We start from the raw sequence: 16,765 nt of genomic DNA on the forward strand, positions 1-16,765 counted from the left end.
CGGGCAGTGCTCCCCCACCTATCCAGACAGGGACGACCATGAATACCGGACTCACTTCGAAAGAACAATGCTTCGAGCGCGTTGGCAAGCTGGCAGACGAAATGATCGAAACGTATGGCAAGGATTTCGCACTAGGTGTGCTCATTCTGACGGCACGCTTTGTCGCTGAAGGGAAATCTCCCGGAAACACCGGTCAAAGCGCGATTCTAGCGACTGAAAGCCAGGGTGGCATGGTCCGTTAACCGTGTCGTGTATTTCGTTTCGACATTCGTATCGTTAAATAAGGTATCCGAACTGAAATTCACGGTGGTCTTGGCCGAACGTCCCAATATCGGACAGCATCGTGAACTGGCGTTGTCGCAGAACAAAACATGGCGCACTGCGGGATTTTCCAGCCATAGCCTGTGCACGTTACCCGGCTTGAAGCGGCAAAAACAACTACGTCTGGCACGCTTATCGCTCTATAAGCGCAGGTCAATCCGAAAGCGTTGACGTCGAGAAACGCAAAACGAAAACAGCAGGAGACACGATCATGAAGTCAGGTCCGGCAGGCCTGCGCTTCGATTCCTTCTCCGCTCTTTTCGCTTGCCAACGAGACGGCCCGCCCGTGTTGTTGACTCTGGTCGCGGCGCTGGCGGGTCTGTCCGAAGCGCCGCATCGCGGCAGTTATCGAAATGAAACCAGGAGAGATCAATGTCTGATGGATTAACGCTCAACAAGATCACGTCCCAGCGCGGTATCAGCATTGGCGAAGCGGCTCGCCGCGTTGCCGATCTTGGCTGGACTCCGAGTTATGTCCAGGAGGCCATGACCTTCCCGACGGACTACAAGATCAGCAAGGCGCCACGCGACCCGATGAAACAGGTGCTGCGCTCTTATTTCCCGATGCAGGAGGAGAAGGACAACCGCGTGTACGGCGCACTCGACGCGGCATTGCGCGGCGACATGTTCCGCAACGTCGAGCCCCGCTGGGTGGAATGGATGAAGCTGTTCCTCGCGATCATTCCTTTCCCCGAAATTTCGGCGGCGCGTTCAATGGCGATGCTCGGCCGGCTCGCGCCGGGCGAAGACTTGCGCACCGGCTTTACGATGCAGATGGTCGACGAGTTCCGGCACTCCACGATTCAGATGAACCTGAAAAAGTGGTACATGGAAAACTACATCGATCCGGCCGGGTTCGATATTACGGAAGCCGCGTTTGGCAAGTGCTATGCCACCACGATCGGCCGCCAGTTCGCCGAGGGCTTCCTCACTGGCGACGCGGTGACGGCCGCCAACGTCTTCCTGCAGGTAGTGGCCGAAACGGCGTTCACGAATACGCTGTTTGTCGCGATGCCCTCGGAAGCGGCCCGCAACGGCGATTATGCGTTGCCGACCGTGTTCCTTTCCGTGCAGTCGGATGAAAGCCGCCATATCGGCAATGGCCACTCGCTCGTCATGTCGATCATCAACGATCCGGACAATCATCTGCTGCTCGAGCGCGACCTGCGCTACGCGTTCTGGCAGAACCATGCGATCGTCGACGCCGCTATCGGCACCTTCATCGAATACGGCACCACGGACCGCGACAAGAACAAGGAATCGTACGCGGAATTGTGGCACCGGTGGATCTACGAGGATTACTACCGCACCTACATGCTGCCGCTGGAGAAATACGGCATCAAGATTCATCACGACGACGTCGCCGCCGCCTGGGATCGCATCGTCAAGCAGAACTATGTTCACAAGGTCGCGCAGTTCTTCTCGGTAGGCTGGCCCGTCAACTTCTGGCGCATCGAAGCTCAGACCGAAAAAGACTTCGAATGGTTCGAGCACAAGTACCCCGGCTGGTACGCCGAATTCGGCGACTACTGGAAGTGGTACGCGAAGAAGAGCGTGCCGGGCGAAACCAACATGCTGTTCGATCAGGAAAACGGTTACGTCTATCCGCACCGTTGCTGGAGTTGCCTCGTGCCCTGCCTGATTCGCGAAGACTTCGTGGTCGATGAAGTCGACGGCCAGTTGTACACCTATTGCTCGGAACTGTGCCGCTGGACGCACAAGGTCGCGTTCGCCGACGAATACGAAGGCAGACCGACACCGGCAATGGGGCGCTTCAGCGGGCGCCGCCAATGGGAAGAGTGCTACCACGGCTGGGACCTCGCCGATTGCATCAAGGATCTGGGCTTCGTGCGCAGCGACGGCAAGACGCTCGTGCCGCAACCGCATTTGCGCTTCGACGACCGGCAGATGTGGACGCTCGACCATGTGCGCGGCTACACGATCCAGAGCCCGCTTGTCTTGCTGCGCGGCATGACACCGGAGCAGCGCGAGAAACACATTGCCGAGTATCGCGCCGGCTTCAAGATCAATCCGGTGAATTGACCAGGGTGTCCGCTCCGGTGGCGCGCAGTTCGCCGCCGGACGGATCAGGAGCACACGATGAGCGATACGCAAGAAGCGAGGCACGAGATGGCGGACCAGGGCGACGACAAGATATTCCATACCGTGTACTTCGAGCCGGTCGGCGTGCAGATGTCGGTGGCGGAAGGCGAAACCGTGCTCGACGCCGCGTTTCGCCAGGGCATCGCGGTGATGCATGGATGCAAGGAGGGGCAGTGCAGCAGCTGCAAGTCGCTGCTCATTGAAGGCGATGTCGAACTCAAGAAGTATTCGACCTTCGCATTGCCCGACTACGAACGCGAATCCGGCCATATCCTGCTATGCCGCACGCTGGCCTATAGCGATCTGACCGTCGAACTGCTGAATTACGACGAAGACTTGATGCGCCGCTCGATCGCGGTCAGCGAATATGACGCGACGCTCACGAAGATCACAGCGCTCACGCACGACATCAGGCTGCTGGAAGTGAAGCTTTCGAGACCGTTGCGCTTCTGGGCCGGGCAATACGTCGACCTGACGATTCCCGGCGCGGGCATCACGCGGTCGTTCTCGATGGCCAATACGCCCGATGGTGAATCGACGCTGCAATTCATCATCAAGAAGTATCCCAACGGGGCATTCTCGTCGCAACTGGATGGCGGGCTCAGTCCGGGCGACAGGCTGATTGCTAAGGGCCCGTACGGCACCTGCTTCCGGCGTGAGGATCAGCCCGGACCCATGGTGCTCGTGGGCGGAGGGTCAGGGATGTCGCCGCTCTGGTCGATCCTGAGCGATCACGTGCAAAGCGGCGAAGCGCGCCCGATCCGCTTTTTCTACGGCGCGCGCAGCCGGCGCGATCTGTTCTATCTCGACGAGTTCGCGGACCTGGAACAAAGGCTGCCGGACTTCCGCTTTATTCCGGCGCTTTCGAATGCCGAACCGGACGACGGCTGGACGGGCGAGACCGGCTTTATCCACGAGGTGGTCGGCCGCACGCTGCGAGAGGAAGCGCTCGCGGGCGAGATCGACGCTTACGCCTGCGGCCCCACTCCCATGATCGAGGCGGTGATGCCGGTTCTTCAAATGGCCGGAGTCGCGCCCGAGCGGCTGTATTTCGACAAGTTTACGCAGGCGGTTCGCTGACCGGATGTCCATAACCGAAACGTGAAGGAGGACTAAAATGAGTACGTTGGCAGAGCAGTCGCCGGTGAAATCGGGTGCGGCCGGCGCGGCCCAGTTTGCTGGCTGGGACAGCCGCAAGTACAACTATTTCGAGCCAAAAGGCCGCAAGGCCAGCCACTACGAAGACATGACCGTAGACGTGCAGCCTGATCCGCATCGCTATCTGCTGCAAGACTGGATTCTTTCATTCGCCGACGGCACGCCGACGTATTCGCAAACGTGGACGGCCGCGAAATGCTCGGACTGGCACAAGTTCCGCGCCGTCGATGAAGAGTGGGAGCGCACGCATTACCAGCGCCAGTCGACCATCGTGGGGATGATCAGCGGTGCGATTCAGAACGCGCGGCGCTCGGGAGCCGTGAAGCGCTTCGACAAAACGTGGGTCAAGGTGCTGGAAGCGCATCTGGGCGCATACAAGCATGCCGAGTTCGGTTTGGGCACGTCCACGATGCATGCGCAGCGCTACGGCTACACGCAGATGATCAATAGCGCGATCCTGACCAATGCGTCGTACAAGCTGCGCTTCGCTCAGGACTTGACACTTTACCTGGGTGAGATCGCGCTCGATCTGCCGAATCTCGACCTCGATGCGGGCAAGGAGCACTGGCTGACCGATCCCATCTGGCAAGACACGCGTCGTGCGGTGGAGACCATCGGCGGAGCCACCGACTTTCTCGAGAAGTACTTCGCCGTGAACGTTGTATTCGAGCCGCTCGTTGCCGATCTGTTTCGCAGCGGATTCATCATGCAGGTCGCGGCCGCGCAAAACGATTTTCTCACGCCAACCGTCGTGTCGGCTGCCGAAGGCGATTACGAGCGCAATCTGGCCAATGCGGTCGAACTGTTCCATATGCTCACGAACGACCCGCAGTACGGCGAAGCCAATCGCAAGCTCCTCGGGGAGTGGCTGGAGAAACACGGCGCGCTGGCCCTGGCGGCGGCGAAGCAGTTGCAGCCGATCTGGTCGATTCCACACGTGAAAACGGCCCAGTTCAACGACTGTCTGAACAGTGCGATAGAGCGGGCGGAGATGATCGCGAGAGAAGTCGGCGTTCATTTTCCTTCGTCGATCCGCGCCTGAGCGCCGCTCGAACCACACGAACCCACCGCGCAGAGGAGTACGTAATGTCAGTGCATACCGACAACATTTTCAAATCGATGAAGGACGTGCGTTTCGAGCAAACCATCTCGCACCAATGCGGTGTGACGATGAACGATAGCGTCGAGGCGCGGGCGATTGCCGAACTGATGGCTGCGAAACCGGGCATCACGGTGACGTATCTGCCAGCGATGATTCGCATCGACGGCCAGGGCAAGATCGAGTTCAAGATGGGCGAAATCAGCGAAGCGCTAGGCCGCGAAATGACGCCGCATCTGTTCGAGATCTCCACCTCGACCCACTACGGGCGCATGGTGATGGTCGACGACGAGACGGTCGTGCTGTTCGGCAATATGGACGATGCGATGGCCTACGAGTGAGCGAACCCACCACGATCCCACCATACGGCCCGTTCCCCGCCCGGGCGAAGGGCCGCTCGTACCACCACGGAGACGAATGCCATGTATCGAACCACGGACGGTGAAGAGATCTTCATCATCGACGGCCACGTTCATCTATGGGACGGCTGCAAGGCCAATGTCAAGAACGTGCACGGCCAGCAATTCATTGACTGTTTCTACGCGTATCACTCGAACCTGAGCCCCAAGGAGTATTTGTGGGCCAAGGAGAAGTTCGACAAGTACGGCGAAGAGGCGATGGTCGACGACCTGTTCGTCACGGGTTACGACGATATGGCGATTTGCCAGCCAACGTATCTCACCGACTTCTACAAGAACGGTTTCAACACGACCGAGGCCAACTACGTGTTGAAGAAGAAGTATCCGAATCGTTTTATCGTCAACGGCGCGTTCGATCCGCGCGATGGGGAAGCCGGCCTCGATCGTCTCGAGGAGCTTGCGTCGCTCTACAAGATTCAGGGCGTCAAGCTTTACACGGCGGAATGGCGCGGCGACAGCAAAGGCTACAAGCTGTCGGACCCGAGCGTGCAACGCTATTTCGAACGCTGCGAGAAGCTGGGGATCAAGAACATCCATGTCCACAAGGGACCGACGATTCTGCCACTGAATCGCGACGCGTTCGACGTGGCCGATGTCGACGATGCCGCGACCAGTTTTCAGAACCTCAATTTCATTGTCGAGCACTGCGGTTTGCCGCGACTCGACGACTTCTGCTGGATCGCGACCCAGGAGACGAACGTCTACGGCGGCCTCGCCGTGGTACTGCCGTTCATCCATACACGGCCGGAATACTTCGCGCATGTGATCTCGGAACTGCTGTTCTGGATTGGCGAAGACAAGATTCTCTACGGCAGTGACTACGGCATCTGGTCGCCGAAATGGCTGATCGAGAAATTCATGGCCTTCGAATTGCCCGAGTCGGTCAGCAAGGAAACCGGCGTGCAGTTGTCGTTGACGGCCAAGAAAAAGATTCTCGGGCTCAACGCGGCGCGCCTGTATGGCATCGATGTCGAGGCGCAAAAGGCGTTGCTGGAGGATGTCCGGCAACCGGCGGCGGCAGGCGCATGAGCGCGCCACTCTCTGTGCAAGCCCCGGCCGCCGTCGTGTCGAGGGTCGCCTCGAGCCGGGTCGCCGAGGTCTGGTCCCGGCTCGCGACGGTTGCCGACCCTGAACTCGACGAGTCGGTAACGGAGCTGGGTTTCGTCACGACGGTCGAGGTCGAGGGCGGCAGTGTGTCGGTTGGCTTCCGCTTGCCGACCTACTGGTGCGCGGCCAACTTCGCCTACTTGATGGCGGACGATATGCGGCGCGCGATAACGAGCCTGCCGTGGGTGACGAACATCACCATCACGCTCGACGAGCATATGTATGCCGCCGAGATCAATCGCGGCGTAGCCGCTGGCCGGTCGTTCCAGCAGACCTTTGGCAGCGAGGCCAATGGCGAGGTGGAGGACGTACGGCGCATTTTTCTCGTCAAGGCTTTCCAGCGGCGGCAGGAGGTGCTTTTAAGTTGGCTGCTGGAGCAAGGCAACGCGCCCGCAAAGCTGGTGCGCCTGAACGTAGCGCAGTTGTTGGAGCTTGCGGCCGAAAGCTTGGACGATGGGAAAACGCAGCGGCTCGTCACGCGATATTTCGATCGACGTTTTGTTGCGGGGCGTTGCGCTGTTGCCGAGGCAGAGCAGGGAGCGGCGCTGGCATTCGTCGACGCGAAAGGCGAAGCGTTGATTGCGGACGAACTGGGTGCCTACCTGCGAGCGTTGCGAAGGGTCGGCGTCAATGCTGAATTCAATGGCGCGCTTTGCCGCGGTCTCCTCGCTGCCCGCTATGGCGAGGGTTGTGCATCCGCTCCGGCAATCGAGATCAAACCGGTGCACTTCGTCCGCACTCGCGAAGCGAAGCCCAGCGGGGCGCTCGCGCCAGCACGAGAGGCGCCTCGCGCAGCAGAGTAAACAAGAGCAACCAGAACTAACCGGATCAGGAGGGACAGAATCATGCCGAATATCATGCTGCATGACGACGAAGCGCGCATGGCGCTAGGTCGGGGTATCGCGAAACTGGCCAAGGCCGTCCGAGGCACGCTGGGGCCGCGTGGAATGAACGCAATCATCGACCGGCCAATCGGCTCGCCGATCATCTCGCGGGACGGTGTGAGCATTGCCAGCGAGATCGAACTCGAAGATCCTTTCGAGAATATCGGCGCGCAAGTCGTGCGCGAAGTGTCGAGGCAGACCAACGAAGTCGCCGGTGACGGCACGACCACCGCCACTGTGCTTGCGGACGCACTGGTTCAGGAAGGGCTCGCGTGTCTCTCGCAGGGCGCCAATCCGGTCGAGCTGGTGCAGGGGCTGGAACTGGCCGTCAACGAGGCAATCGAGTCGCTCAAGCGCGCAGCTACGCCTTTGCGCAGCACTGACGAAGTGCGCGCCGTGGCGGTGGTGGCGGCCAATGACGCGTTCACGGGCAACCTTGTGGCGCAAGCACTGGATCGCGTGGGCGCTGACGGCATCGTCGATGTGGAATACGGCAATACCGTCGAAACCCGTCTCGAAGTGGTGGACGGGATGGCTTTCGATCGCGGCTACCTGTCTCACCACATGGTGACCGACATCGAGAGAATGCAGGTGGTGCTGGACAACCCGCTCATTCTGATGACCGATCAGCGGTTGCAATCGCAGGAAGAAGTCGCCGCGCTTCAGGCGCTCGCGACTCAGTGCAAGCGGCCGCTGCTGATCATTGCCGAAGAGGTCGCGCCAGCCTGCGTGATGACGCTGCTCGCATGGCGCGACAACGGCGGCATGCCCGTGGCGGCAATTCATCCACCGGAGTACGGACACTGGCGCAAGGCGATGCTCGAAGACATCGCAATCGTGACAGGCGGCAAGGTCGTTGCCCGCGACCTGGGCGGGAAGCTGGAAGCCACGCAATTGAGCGAGCTCGGGAGCGCGCGCCAGGTACGCATCTCGTCGAACCAGACCATCATCACGGCGGGCGGCGGCGATCCGGCGGCCGTGGCGGCGCGCCGGCAGCAGGTGGCGCGCCAGTACGAGATGGCGCCGGAGAACGTTGAGCGCGACAAGTTTCAGGTGCGGCTTGCCAAATTGTCGGGCGGCACTGCGCTGATTCTCGCGGGCGGTGCAACCCCGGTCGAACAGAAGCGGCGGCTGCATCTGATCGACGATGCGATTCACGCGGCGCGCGCGGCGATTGCCGAGGGTGTCGTGCCGGGTGGCGGCATGGCCTTGCTGCAGGTCTCATCCGAACTGGAGGGTGTCATCGCTCGCAGCCATGGCAGCGTGCAGCAAGGTGCGCGGCTCTTGCAGAGCGCCTTGGCGAAGCCGCTCTTTCACATTGCCACGAATTGCGGCCTCGACGGCGCGGCAATCGTCGGCGAAGCGGTGCGGGCAAAACCCGGAATGGGACTCGACGCGCGTCGCGGCGCCTTCGTGAACCTCGCCGAAGCCGGCATCATCGATCCGGTAAAGGTCAGTTACAGCGCCGTGCGAAATGCGGCCTCGGTAGCCGGGCTGATTCTCACTACCCAGACGCTGATCGCCAAAAAGCCGGAGACGATCGATCCGACCGCGGGACCCGCGTTGGGCGCCGGCGCCGAGCGGCTCGGCCGGGCATAGACGCATGTGACCGACGTAGCCGGCCTCCCGTATCCGGGGGCCGGCCTGGCATGGCATCGGCCCGCGCAGATCGGGCCGCCGCCGCGGTGGGGAGACGAACAATGGCGATAGATACCAGCCGTCACTTCGGTGCGACTGCGACGACGGTCCGGCATGCCGGCGCGATGCCCACGATGCGCGTGCTCAAGGTCACGCTGGGTTGGAGCATCACCGCGTGTGGGCTGTTGCTTTTGCTATGCGATATGAGCACAACGACCGCTGCGCTTTTGCACGGCGTCGCCAGCGCGATCCTGAAAGCCATCGCGTGATCGCCATACCTGCCTGCCCGGGAGGGCGCTCCTGCGAATCGCGGGAACAACGGGAGCGCACGCATGGATGATCGCGTTCGGCCAGAGAACCTGGCGACTTCGGGGGCAACAACAGCGCGCACGATGCTTGCTGCGCGAGAGGTACTGGAAGGGCGCCGTCGCGGCGCGTTCAAACTGCTGCCGTTTGCCGGTCCGGCCGTCGTCGTATCCGTGGCCTACATGGACCCCGGCAACTTCGCGACGAATATTCAGGCGGGCGCCAGATACGGCTACGCGTTGCTGTGGGTTGTGTTGATGGCGAACCTGGTGGCCATGTTGTTTCAGGCGATGTCGGCGAAACTCGGCATTGTCACCGGCAAGAATCTCGCGCAATTGTGTCGGGAGCGGTTCCCTAAACCGGTTGTGTTGTCGATGTGGGGGGCGAGCGAGATCGCAGCCATGGCTACCGATCTCGCCGAATTTCTCGGCGGCGCGATCGGACTCGCGTTGCTGTTCCATCTCCCGTTGCTCGTGGGAATGGCGATCACGGCGTTGGTAACGTATGGACTCCTGTTGTTCGAAAGCGCCGGGTTTCGGCCCCTTGAACTCGCTATCGGCGCCCTGGTGGGCGTCATTGGCCTCTCGTATCTCGCCGAGTTGTTCATCGCGCCGGTGGTATGGCCGAACGTTGTGCTCCATGCGTTTTCGCCGAGCCTGCCGGACAGGGATGCATTGACGATCTCGGTCGGTATCGTCGGCGCGACAGTCATGCCCCATACGTTGTTCCTGCATTCGGCACTGACGCAGGATCGCCTGGTCGCCCGGACCGGAAAGGAGCGCAAGCAACTATTGAAGTTTTCGAACCTCGAAGTGATCGTCGCGCTGAGCCTTGCCGGCGTCATCAATATGGCCATGGTGATCATGGCTGCGAGTGCGTTTCATCGCGGCCATCCCGAGGTCGCGGAAATCCAGGACGCGTACCACACGCTTGCGCCGCTGCTCGGCGCAGGCGCCGCGAGCATCTTTCTGATATCGCTGATTGCTTCGGGCATATCCAGTTCGGTGGTGGGCACCATGGCGGGCCAGATGATCATGCAGGGGTTTGTCGGTTGCCGATTACCGCTGTGGTTGCGCAGAGCCGTCACAATGGTGCCCGCGTTCGCGGTGGTGGCGCTCGGTGTCGACGCGACGCGTGCGCTGATCTTGAGTCAGGTGGTTTTGAGTCTCGCACTACCGCTGCCGATGGCCGCCTTGCTGTGGTTTACGCGTTGCCATGCTGTGATGGGCGACTACGCAAATCGCACGCTGACGACGGCCATCGCCACTCTGGCCGCGCTGTTGGTTTTATCGCTCAACCTCGTGCTGGTGCTGCAAACACTCGGCGTTGGTATGCCTGGTTGGGGGAGCTGACAAACGCGTGTGGATGAATGAAAGCGTCATGCAAAGCGGGCCATGCGCTGTGCTGACCGTGTTTCCCCCAAAAGACTTGTTGAACATTCAGGCATATACTGCGAGCGCGTTAGCTGCTGGGTTTGAAAAATAGAAGTCGGCAAGATTCGTCCAGCCACAATATTCTAGCTAGTCAAGACGAAGCCGGCCGCAGGGCCCGGCTCCGCGTTGACCCATCGCCCAGGAGGACGTTGTGGCGAGGAGACATCAGCTTGGCAGCATGCCGGACCCTGGTCATCAGGCTGCGATGCGTGGCATCGTGGCCAACGCGCAGCGCGCGAACCTCCGTCATTCCGATCGGGGCACGATGCTCGCCTGGGAGCGCTTTCTGGCGGGCGAATCCTCGACGTCCGCTCCCCCGGCCCTCATCGACTCATGGCAACGCAGCTTGCGCTCGGGCGTGAGTCCGACTGCGGTCTCGGCGCCTATCGCGGTACATGGTGATGAAGTGGCTGCGCTGCTCCGGCGCCATCGCGATTTGCTGGCTGCGGCTGATCGCCTGTTCGCTGTCACAGCCGACCTGTTCGCCGATTCGCACTCGATCCTGCTGCTCACGAATCAGGACGGCGTCATCCTGAAAGCCGCGGGCGATTTGCGCACGCGGACGGCAGGCGAAAAGATCCATTTGACGATTGGCGGCGACTGGTGCGAGGGCAGTGCCGGCACCAATGGTATCGGCACGGCGCTGGCAACGCGTGAGCCGACCTATATTCATGCGTCGGAGCACTTCTGCGAAGGCATCAAGTCATGGAGTTGCGCGGCCGCGCCAATTTGCGAGCCGGGCACCGGCGCGGTGATCGGCGTACTCGATATTTCCGGGCCGCCTTCCACCTATCAGATCAACAATCTCACGTTGGCCGTGACCGCGGCGCGTCAAATCGAAATGGTGCTCGCCGAGCAGGCCGCTCGCGAACATATGCGTTTGCTGGCGTTTTGCCTGCAGCGGGTGTCGTCGTCGGATGCGACCGGGATGGTAGCGATAGATCGCAGTGGCCGGCTCGTGCATACCACCGGCAGAGTCACATTGCCGGTCGGCATCGGCGAGCGTTTTCCCGGCATGAGCGAGACCTCGGCCGTTGAAGACTGGGCGCAACATTTGCCCGCGGGCTTGAGTGCCGAATGGTTCAACCCTGTCGTCGTCGACGGCGACCCGATCGGCGCGATGCTGGTCGTGCCGGCCAGAACGCGGCCCGTGAGTGTACGACTCGCGGATCGTCACGGAGAGGCTGATCCGCAGCGCAACGGCTTCGCGCAAATCCAGGGGCAAAGTTCCGCGATGCAGGCGGCCGTCAATCGCGGGCGTCAGCTTGCCCGCAGGCGTGTTCCGGTACTGATCGAGGGTGAAACGGGCGTTGGCAAGGAACTGTTCGCGCGCGCGATTCATGGTGAAGAGGGCGCAACCGGCCCATTTGTCGCGTATAACTGCGGGGCGGCGTCGAAGGAACTGATTGCCAGCGAGTTGTTCGGCCACGTGCGAGGCGCTTTTACCGGCGCGACAACGGAAGGGCGGCCTGGCCGTTTCGAACTGGCTCACGGCGGGACGCTTTGTCTCGACGAGATCGGTGAGATGCCGCTCGAACTTCAACCCGTTCTGTTGCGCGTACTGGAAGAGGGCGTCATTTACCGCCTGGGCGACACGCAGCCGCGCCGCGTGGATGTGCGTTTGCTGGCGATGACCAACCGCAATCTGCGCGAAGAGGTCGAGTCCGGGCGCTTTCGCCGCGATCTGTATTACCGGATTAGTGTGACGCGTCTCCATATTCCGCCGCTGCGCGAACGGGACATCGATATCGATCTGCTAGTCGAGCACTTCAACCGCAAGCTTGCCTTGCGGCATGGTGTGCCCGAACGCCAATTAGGCATGGAGGTCATGGCGGTGCTGCGTGCCTATTCGTGGCCCGGCAATGTACGGGAAATGCGCAACGTAATCGAGAATATGCTGCTGACGTCGAGCGAACCTGCCGTTTCGCTCGATGATTTGCCGGTCGAATTGCTCGATGAAATTTCGATGTCCGAAGTCATGCCTTCGCTGCGCGACGAGGCGGAAAGTCTCGAGGCGACCGAGCGTTTGGCCATTGCACGCGCGGTGCACAATACACACGGCAACCTCGCGCAAGCTGCACGCGCCCTCGGCGTTTCGCGAAGCACACTCTATCGAAAGATCGAGCTTTATCATCTGGAAGGCATCGTGAAACCGGCGGCGAGAGAATGAGGTTTGCATGAATTGAATGTTATGGTAATAAGGATTCCTGCGAATTGAAATGCGGATATTGCAGGGCGTGATACGGGTGGCCAGTGCCGATCGATTCGGCCCAATGCGTGGGCCCGCAGCCGGCCAGGTCAGGTCTGCGGCGCTTCCGCCGGTTCAGCGCCTATGCCGGTTGCGCTTTCGGCGGACTCGACGAGCCACACCATCTTCTCCATTTTCAGTTGCCCCATCCGCATCGAGGTCAACCGGGAGTCGACCAGACTCACGATGACGAGATCGAGTGATGGCACGACGATGGCGTACTGTCCGCGATAGCCGTCGGCCCAGTATGCCGGGCGCAGCAGTGCCGCTTTCGGCCCACGAGGTCCGCTCGCAGGCACGCTTGTCCACCACATGTAACCGTATCCTCCGGTTGGCGTGTCGGAATACGATCGTGTCGATTCGGCGACCCACTGCGCCGGAATGATCTGCCGGTCGCGCCAGCGGCCATCGTGCAGGTACAGCAACGCGAAACGTGCGAGATCCCGCGCACTCATATTGAGTGGATAGGCGGGATAGCGCGTGGCGTGGCCACCCGAAACGTAGTGCCCGTCCGATTTTCGGTAGTCCTGCATGCCAATTGGGGCCGCGATCTCCGATCCGAGCGATGCAAAGATGTCTTCGCCTGTCGCATGTTCGTAGATCGCTCCGACGGTGTTGAAATCCCAGTTGTTGTAGTACCAGAACGTACCTGGCGAGTGGCTGTAGCGCGGGGGTTTGGCCGCTTCCATCCCGGTGGTCTCGTAGACGGTCGGATGATAGATGCCCGAGCGCGCCTGCAGAAGCATGCGAACCGTGGCCTGCTTTTCCGCTGGAGACAGCGAAGGCTCGTTGTCGTCGATGTCTAGCTGCGCCAGCGTATCGTCGAGTTGCAGCTGGCCGCGTGCGACCGCGATGCCGATCAGCGCGCTCATGAAGCTTTTGCGTGCGGAGTGGAGGTTCGATTTTCTCGATACGTCGCCCCATTGGGCCACGACCTGGCCGTTATGAATAACCATTCCGGACGTCGAGCCCGCTTGTTTGGCGTAAGAAACCGCCCGGTCGAGCGCCTCCGGCGAGAAACCTTCTAGCGCCGGTGCGGCGACCGGCCATTCGGCGCCAGGGAAGGGCGACTGCGGGCTGTACTGTCCGATGGCGGAGCGCGGTGGCTGAACCGGAGTGCAGGCGCCAAGCATCAATGCGAGGCCGATTGCCGTCGCCATCCCTGCTGTTGCTCTCATAAGGTCCTTTCGCAACCTGTTTTTTTCAGACGGAAAGCGATGCCCAGGATCGGACCGTCGAACCGAATGCCACGCTGGCTCAGCGCGGCGAGACGACAATCGCGACCCGGCGGTTTTGAGCCCGGCCGGCGTCCGTGCGATTATCGCCCACCGGGTCGCGCTTGCCTTTCCCGATGATCTCGACGTTCCCGGCAGGAAGGCCGGTGTCGATCAGTTCGAGCGCCACGACCTCCGCACGGCGTCTGGACAACTCGAAGTTATAGGTATTCGAGCCCTCTGCGTCGCAGTAGCCATAGACTCGTACACTGGTGAGCCCCGCCGACATAAGCGTACGCCCGATGTGCTCGACTATCCTGCGGTCGTCGGGCTTGAGGTTGTAGCGGTCGAAGTCGAACAAAATGGGTCCGGTCGAGCCGAACTCGAAACCCTGCTCGGTCTCCTCGAAGCCCGCCGACGTGAGTGCATGGACTTGCGTCTGCGTGAGACCACGGTAAAGCGGCGGCGCCTTGCAGCCCCCAAGCAGGATACCCAGGAGCAGTGCGCTACCGATGCCCATCCGCCAGTGACCTGCAGGAGACGAGTGTTTCTTCATCGCATTCCCCTCGAGCGCCGGCGTTGCGCGCGCAGTTTCACGCAGTTTCAAATGCTTGCCCACATTCTTGCGACAGCGCTGGCTGGTGGATCATGCCACAACGTCAAGCCTGGCCGGCGACACCTTCAGCAAACTGCCACGAGCCCGGCCGCGCACGCTTGGCTCGGTACATCGCCGCATCCGCGGCTCGCAGCAAGCCGTTCGCATCGCAGGCGTGATCGGGATACAGCGCTATTCCGATGCTCATCATCGTAGCCACCGTGCGGCCATCGGACAACGCGATCGACGGTGTCATGCTGGACAGTATGTCCTCGGCGATGCGGGTGGCGCTGGCCAGTTCGCGCATCGGCGCCAGCATCACGGCGAACTCGTCGCCGCCGAGGCGCGCCACGAGGTCGACCTCGCGCAACTGGGTACGCAGCCGCGCCGCGATGCCGATCAGCACCGCGTCGCCGGCTTCATGGCCGAGGCCGTCGTTGATCTCCTTGAAACGGTCGCAGTCGAGATAGAGGACGGCGACCCGCTGTCCCGTCACCATGGCCTCGTCGAGGGCACGCATGAGGCGAGCCTCGAATTGCCAACGATTGGGCAGGCCGGTGAGCGCATCGTGGGTTGCCTTGTGTTCGAGCGACGCGTTTTCATGGCGCAGGTTGTTTTGCCAGTCTTCGAATTCGTCGAGCAAGGCGTTGAAGTCGTTGCCGAGCTCGTTCAGTTCAGCGATTGCCGCGGGCTCGACCCGCTGCTCGAAAGCACGCTCGCGCCGCACTGCGTGGGCGACGCCGGCCAGCGCGCGCAGCGGAGCGACGATGTTGCGCAGCACGCGCTTCGAGCTGACATACGCGCCCAGCACGCTAACGGCGAGGCAGGCCAGGATGCCGCCGACGCCGCCGAGCAGAAAGCCGAAGAACTGGTGCCCCTGGCCACGCACTTCGACGTAACCGACGACGACGCCGTCGTGGACCACCGGTACCGTAACGGGGCCAGGCAGCGCAATCCCGGCGACCGACCGCTCGAGCCTGGCGATCGCACTGGCGGTCGGGGACTGCCATGCCGCGAAGGGTCGGCCCCGGCTATCCGAGACGACGATCTCCGCCACGTCCTCTTCTTTGGCGATCAGCACGATTGCCTGGGTCGCTGCGATGCGGTCGCCGAACACCAACGCCGCCTCGACCGTATAGGCGAGCGAGCGGGCCAGCAGGTTCAGGTTGTTGCCGGCATAGGCACGCAATGCGATCACGGCGACCATGATCAACGACACGGCGGCCATCGTGACGGCGACGAACGCCAGACGCAGGTGCGCGCGGCGCAATACGCTTTGCAGCGTCGGGCGTCCAGGCAAAGCGGGGGCCGTGGGCTGTCTCATGGCGTCACCGGCCGCCGCGCGAGATTGAGTACATTGGGCTGGACTCGTACGCCGCTGCGCGCCACGGCGTCGAGATTGATGTCGAACGTCACGCGTTCGCCATCGACATTCAGGCAGAACATGCTGCCCGCGGTGCAGCTCGGATCGTGTTCCGCAATCGTCAGGACCGGGCGGCCCGCCACGGTGGCGCTGACCCGCTGTCGCTCGGCGCCGTCCAGCTCGCCGAGATAGACGACCTCACAGGCTACACCAAGGGCGGAATCATCAAAGTGGAGATGCTGCACCTCGAGCGGCGTCGAGCCCGCCAGCAGCGTGTCGACCAGACCCTGCGCGTAGTCGGGCCGGCCTGTCACGCAAAGGTGCAGGCGGCCGGGCGGCGTCGGCCAGTGAGTGAAGCTGATGATGCCCAGCACGACCTGGCGCACGGCGGCGTCTCGTGGCGAGACGGCAGGATCGGTTCGGCTCGCGGTGGTGACGGGGCGCGCCGTGTGGGCCGGATCGACTGTCGCGTCGGGGGTATCGGCGAGCGCGCCCGGTGCCGCGCCTAGCGCACATGCCACAGCGAGCATGGCGTGGCGAAGCCACGCCGACCAGCCAGGCAGGCCGGACGTCGCCACGCCTGGCCTGATTGCAGCCGCACGATGGGCGACCGCGGCGGGCACGCTCGCATGCATGATGAAAACACCCGTTGGCATTGATCCAGGCGCGGCCTTCTGGTTCCCGCCATTCGCGGGCGTGCCCAAGGTGATGCGCGCAGAAGTTCATCTTAGGCGCAAAGCCGCACGAGCAACCAGTCGGAAACACTCGATCGGCGATTGCCGCTTTGCAGCGAATTGATCAGTACATTGGAGGGTCAAAACTGCCGGCGCGAGCTGAGGTGAGATTATTCAGGATGTCGAAAGACAATCCCTCGCAT

Annotated in this window: 16 protein-coding genes; 12 read left to right on the top strand and 4 right to left on the bottom strand. The window is 61.8% G+C overall.

The genetic code is table 11. From position 1 onward, the window contains the following. Positions 1 to 38: 38 nt before the first annotated feature. From FAZ97_RS27885 to FAZ97_RS27940, 12 genes are all read left to right on the top strand, one after another. The gene (locus FAZ97_RS27885) at positions 39 to 242 is read left to right on the top strand and encodes a hypothetical protein (RefSeq protein WP_158761892.1); all 204 of its coding nucleotides are present in this window, start codon (positions 39 to 41) and stop codon (positions 240 to 242) included. A gap of 290 nt (positions 243 to 532) precedes the next feature. Beyond that, positions 533 to 709 (top strand): hypothetical protein, encoded by a 177-nt coding sequence (locus FAZ97_RS27890; RefSeq protein ID WP_158761893.1) that lies wholly within the window; start codon positions 533 to 535, stop codon positions 707 to 709. Further along, positions 694 to 2,364, top strand: coding sequence for an aromatic/alkene/methane monooxygenase hydroxylase/oxygenase subunit alpha (locus FAZ97_RS27895; RefSeq protein WP_158761895.1), 1,671 nt, complete (start codon positions 694 to 696; stop codon positions 2,362 to 2,364). The genes FAZ97_RS27890 and FAZ97_RS27895 overlap by 16 nt, the downstream gene beginning before the upstream one ends. A gap of 57 nt (positions 2,365 to 2,421) precedes the next feature. Beyond that, the gene (locus tag FAZ97_RS27900; RefSeq protein ID WP_233271856.1) at positions 2,422 to 3,504 is read left to right on the top strand and encodes an NADH:ubiquinone reductase (Na(+)-transporting) subunit F; all 1,083 of its coding nucleotides are present in this window, start codon (positions 2,422 to 2,424) and stop codon (positions 3,502 to 3,504) included. 37 nt (positions 3,505 to 3,541) lie between these two features. Then, positions 3,542 to 4,624: a ferritin family protein gene (locus FAZ97_RS27905; protein WP_158761896.1), complete on the top strand. Its 1,083-nt coding sequence runs from the start codon at positions 3,542 to 3,544 to the stop codon at positions 4,622 to 4,624. Positions 4,625 to 4,668: 44 nt separating this feature from the next. Next, a complete protein-coding gene (locus FAZ97_RS27910; RefSeq protein WP_158761898.1) occupies positions 4,669 to 5,022 on the top strand; it encodes an MmoB/DmpM family protein in 354 nt (117 codons plus the stop codon). A gap of 81 nt (positions 5,023 to 5,103) precedes the next feature. After that, positions 5,104 to 6,129: an amidohydrolase family protein gene (locus tag FAZ97_RS27915; RefSeq protein WP_158761900.1), complete on the top strand. Its 1,026-nt coding sequence runs from the start codon at positions 5,104 to 5,106 to the stop codon at positions 6,127 to 6,129. Beyond that, on the top strand, positions 6,126 to 7,010 hold the full coding sequence (locus tag FAZ97_RS27920; protein WP_158761902.1) for an iron-sulfur cluster assembly protein: 885 nt from the start codon (positions 6,126 to 6,128) through the stop codon (positions 7,008 to 7,010). Before FAZ97_RS27915 ends, FAZ97_RS27920 begins: the two co-directional genes overlap by 4 nt. A 42-nt stretch (positions 7,011 to 7,052) precedes the next feature. After that, positions 7,053 to 8,690 carry a molecular chaperone GroEL gene (groEL, locus tag FAZ97_RS27925; RefSeq protein WP_158761904.1) on the top strand — a complete coding sequence of 546 codons (1,638 nt, stop codon included), beginning with the start codon at positions 7,053 to 7,055 and terminating at the stop codon, positions 8,688 to 8,690. A 101-nt stretch (positions 8,691 to 8,791) separates the two neighbouring features. Continuing rightward, positions 8,792 to 8,998 carry a hypothetical protein gene (locus FAZ97_RS27930; protein ID WP_158761905.1) on the top strand — a complete coding sequence of 69 codons (207 nt, stop codon included), beginning with the start codon at positions 8,792 to 8,794 and terminating at the stop codon, positions 8,996 to 8,998. Between the two features lie 63 nt (positions 8,999 to 9,061). Beyond that, entirely contained in the window at positions 9,062 to 10,387 is a 1,326-nt protein-coding gene (locus tag FAZ97_RS27935) for an Nramp family divalent metal transporter (RefSeq protein ID WP_158761907.1), read from the top strand. A gap of 286 nt (positions 10,388 to 10,673) precedes the next feature. Next, a complete protein-coding gene (locus FAZ97_RS27940) occupies positions 10,674 to 12,638 on the top strand; it encodes a sigma-54-dependent Fis family transcriptional regulator (protein ID WP_233271928.1) in 1,965 nt (654 codons plus the stop codon). A 128-nt stretch (positions 12,639 to 12,766) separates the two neighbouring features. Here FAZ97_RS27940 and FAZ97_RS27945 read toward each other — a convergent pair whose 3' ends face one another. The 4 genes from FAZ97_RS27945 to FAZ97_RS27960 all read right to left on the bottom strand — a co-directional run bounded on the left by FAZ97_RS27945 (position 12,767) and on the right by FAZ97_RS27960 (position 16,523). Beyond that, positions 12,767 to 13,876: a serine hydrolase domain-containing protein gene (locus FAZ97_RS27945; RefSeq protein WP_158761908.1), complete on the bottom strand. Its 1,110-nt coding sequence runs from the start codon at positions 13,874 to 13,876 to the stop codon at positions 12,767 to 12,769. Positions 13,877 to 13,973: 97 nt separating this feature from the next. After that, a complete protein-coding gene (locus FAZ97_RS27950; RefSeq protein ID WP_233271857.1) occupies positions 13,974 to 14,486 on the bottom strand; it encodes an OmpA family protein in 513 nt (170 codons plus the stop codon). A gap of 103 nt (positions 14,487 to 14,589) precedes the next feature. Beyond that, a complete protein-coding gene (locus FAZ97_RS27955; protein WP_158761910.1) occupies positions 14,590 to 15,849 on the bottom strand; it encodes a diguanylate cyclase domain-containing protein in 1,260 nt (419 codons plus the stop codon). Continuing rightward, positions 15,846 to 16,523, bottom strand: a complete 678-nt coding sequence (locus FAZ97_RS27960; RefSeq protein ID WP_158762453.1) for a YfiR family protein — start codon at positions 16,521 to 16,523, stop codon at positions 15,846 to 15,848. The genes FAZ97_RS27955 and FAZ97_RS27960 overlap by 4 nt, the downstream gene beginning before the upstream one ends. Positions 16,524 to 16,765 lie beyond the last annotated feature (242 nt).

The sequence above is a fragment of the Paraburkholderia acidiphila genome (genome assembly GCF_009789655.1).
In the GTDB taxonomy this organism is placed as follows: domain Bacteria; phylum Pseudomonadota; class Gammaproteobacteria; order Burkholderiales; family Burkholderiaceae; genus Paraburkholderia; species Paraburkholderia acidiphila.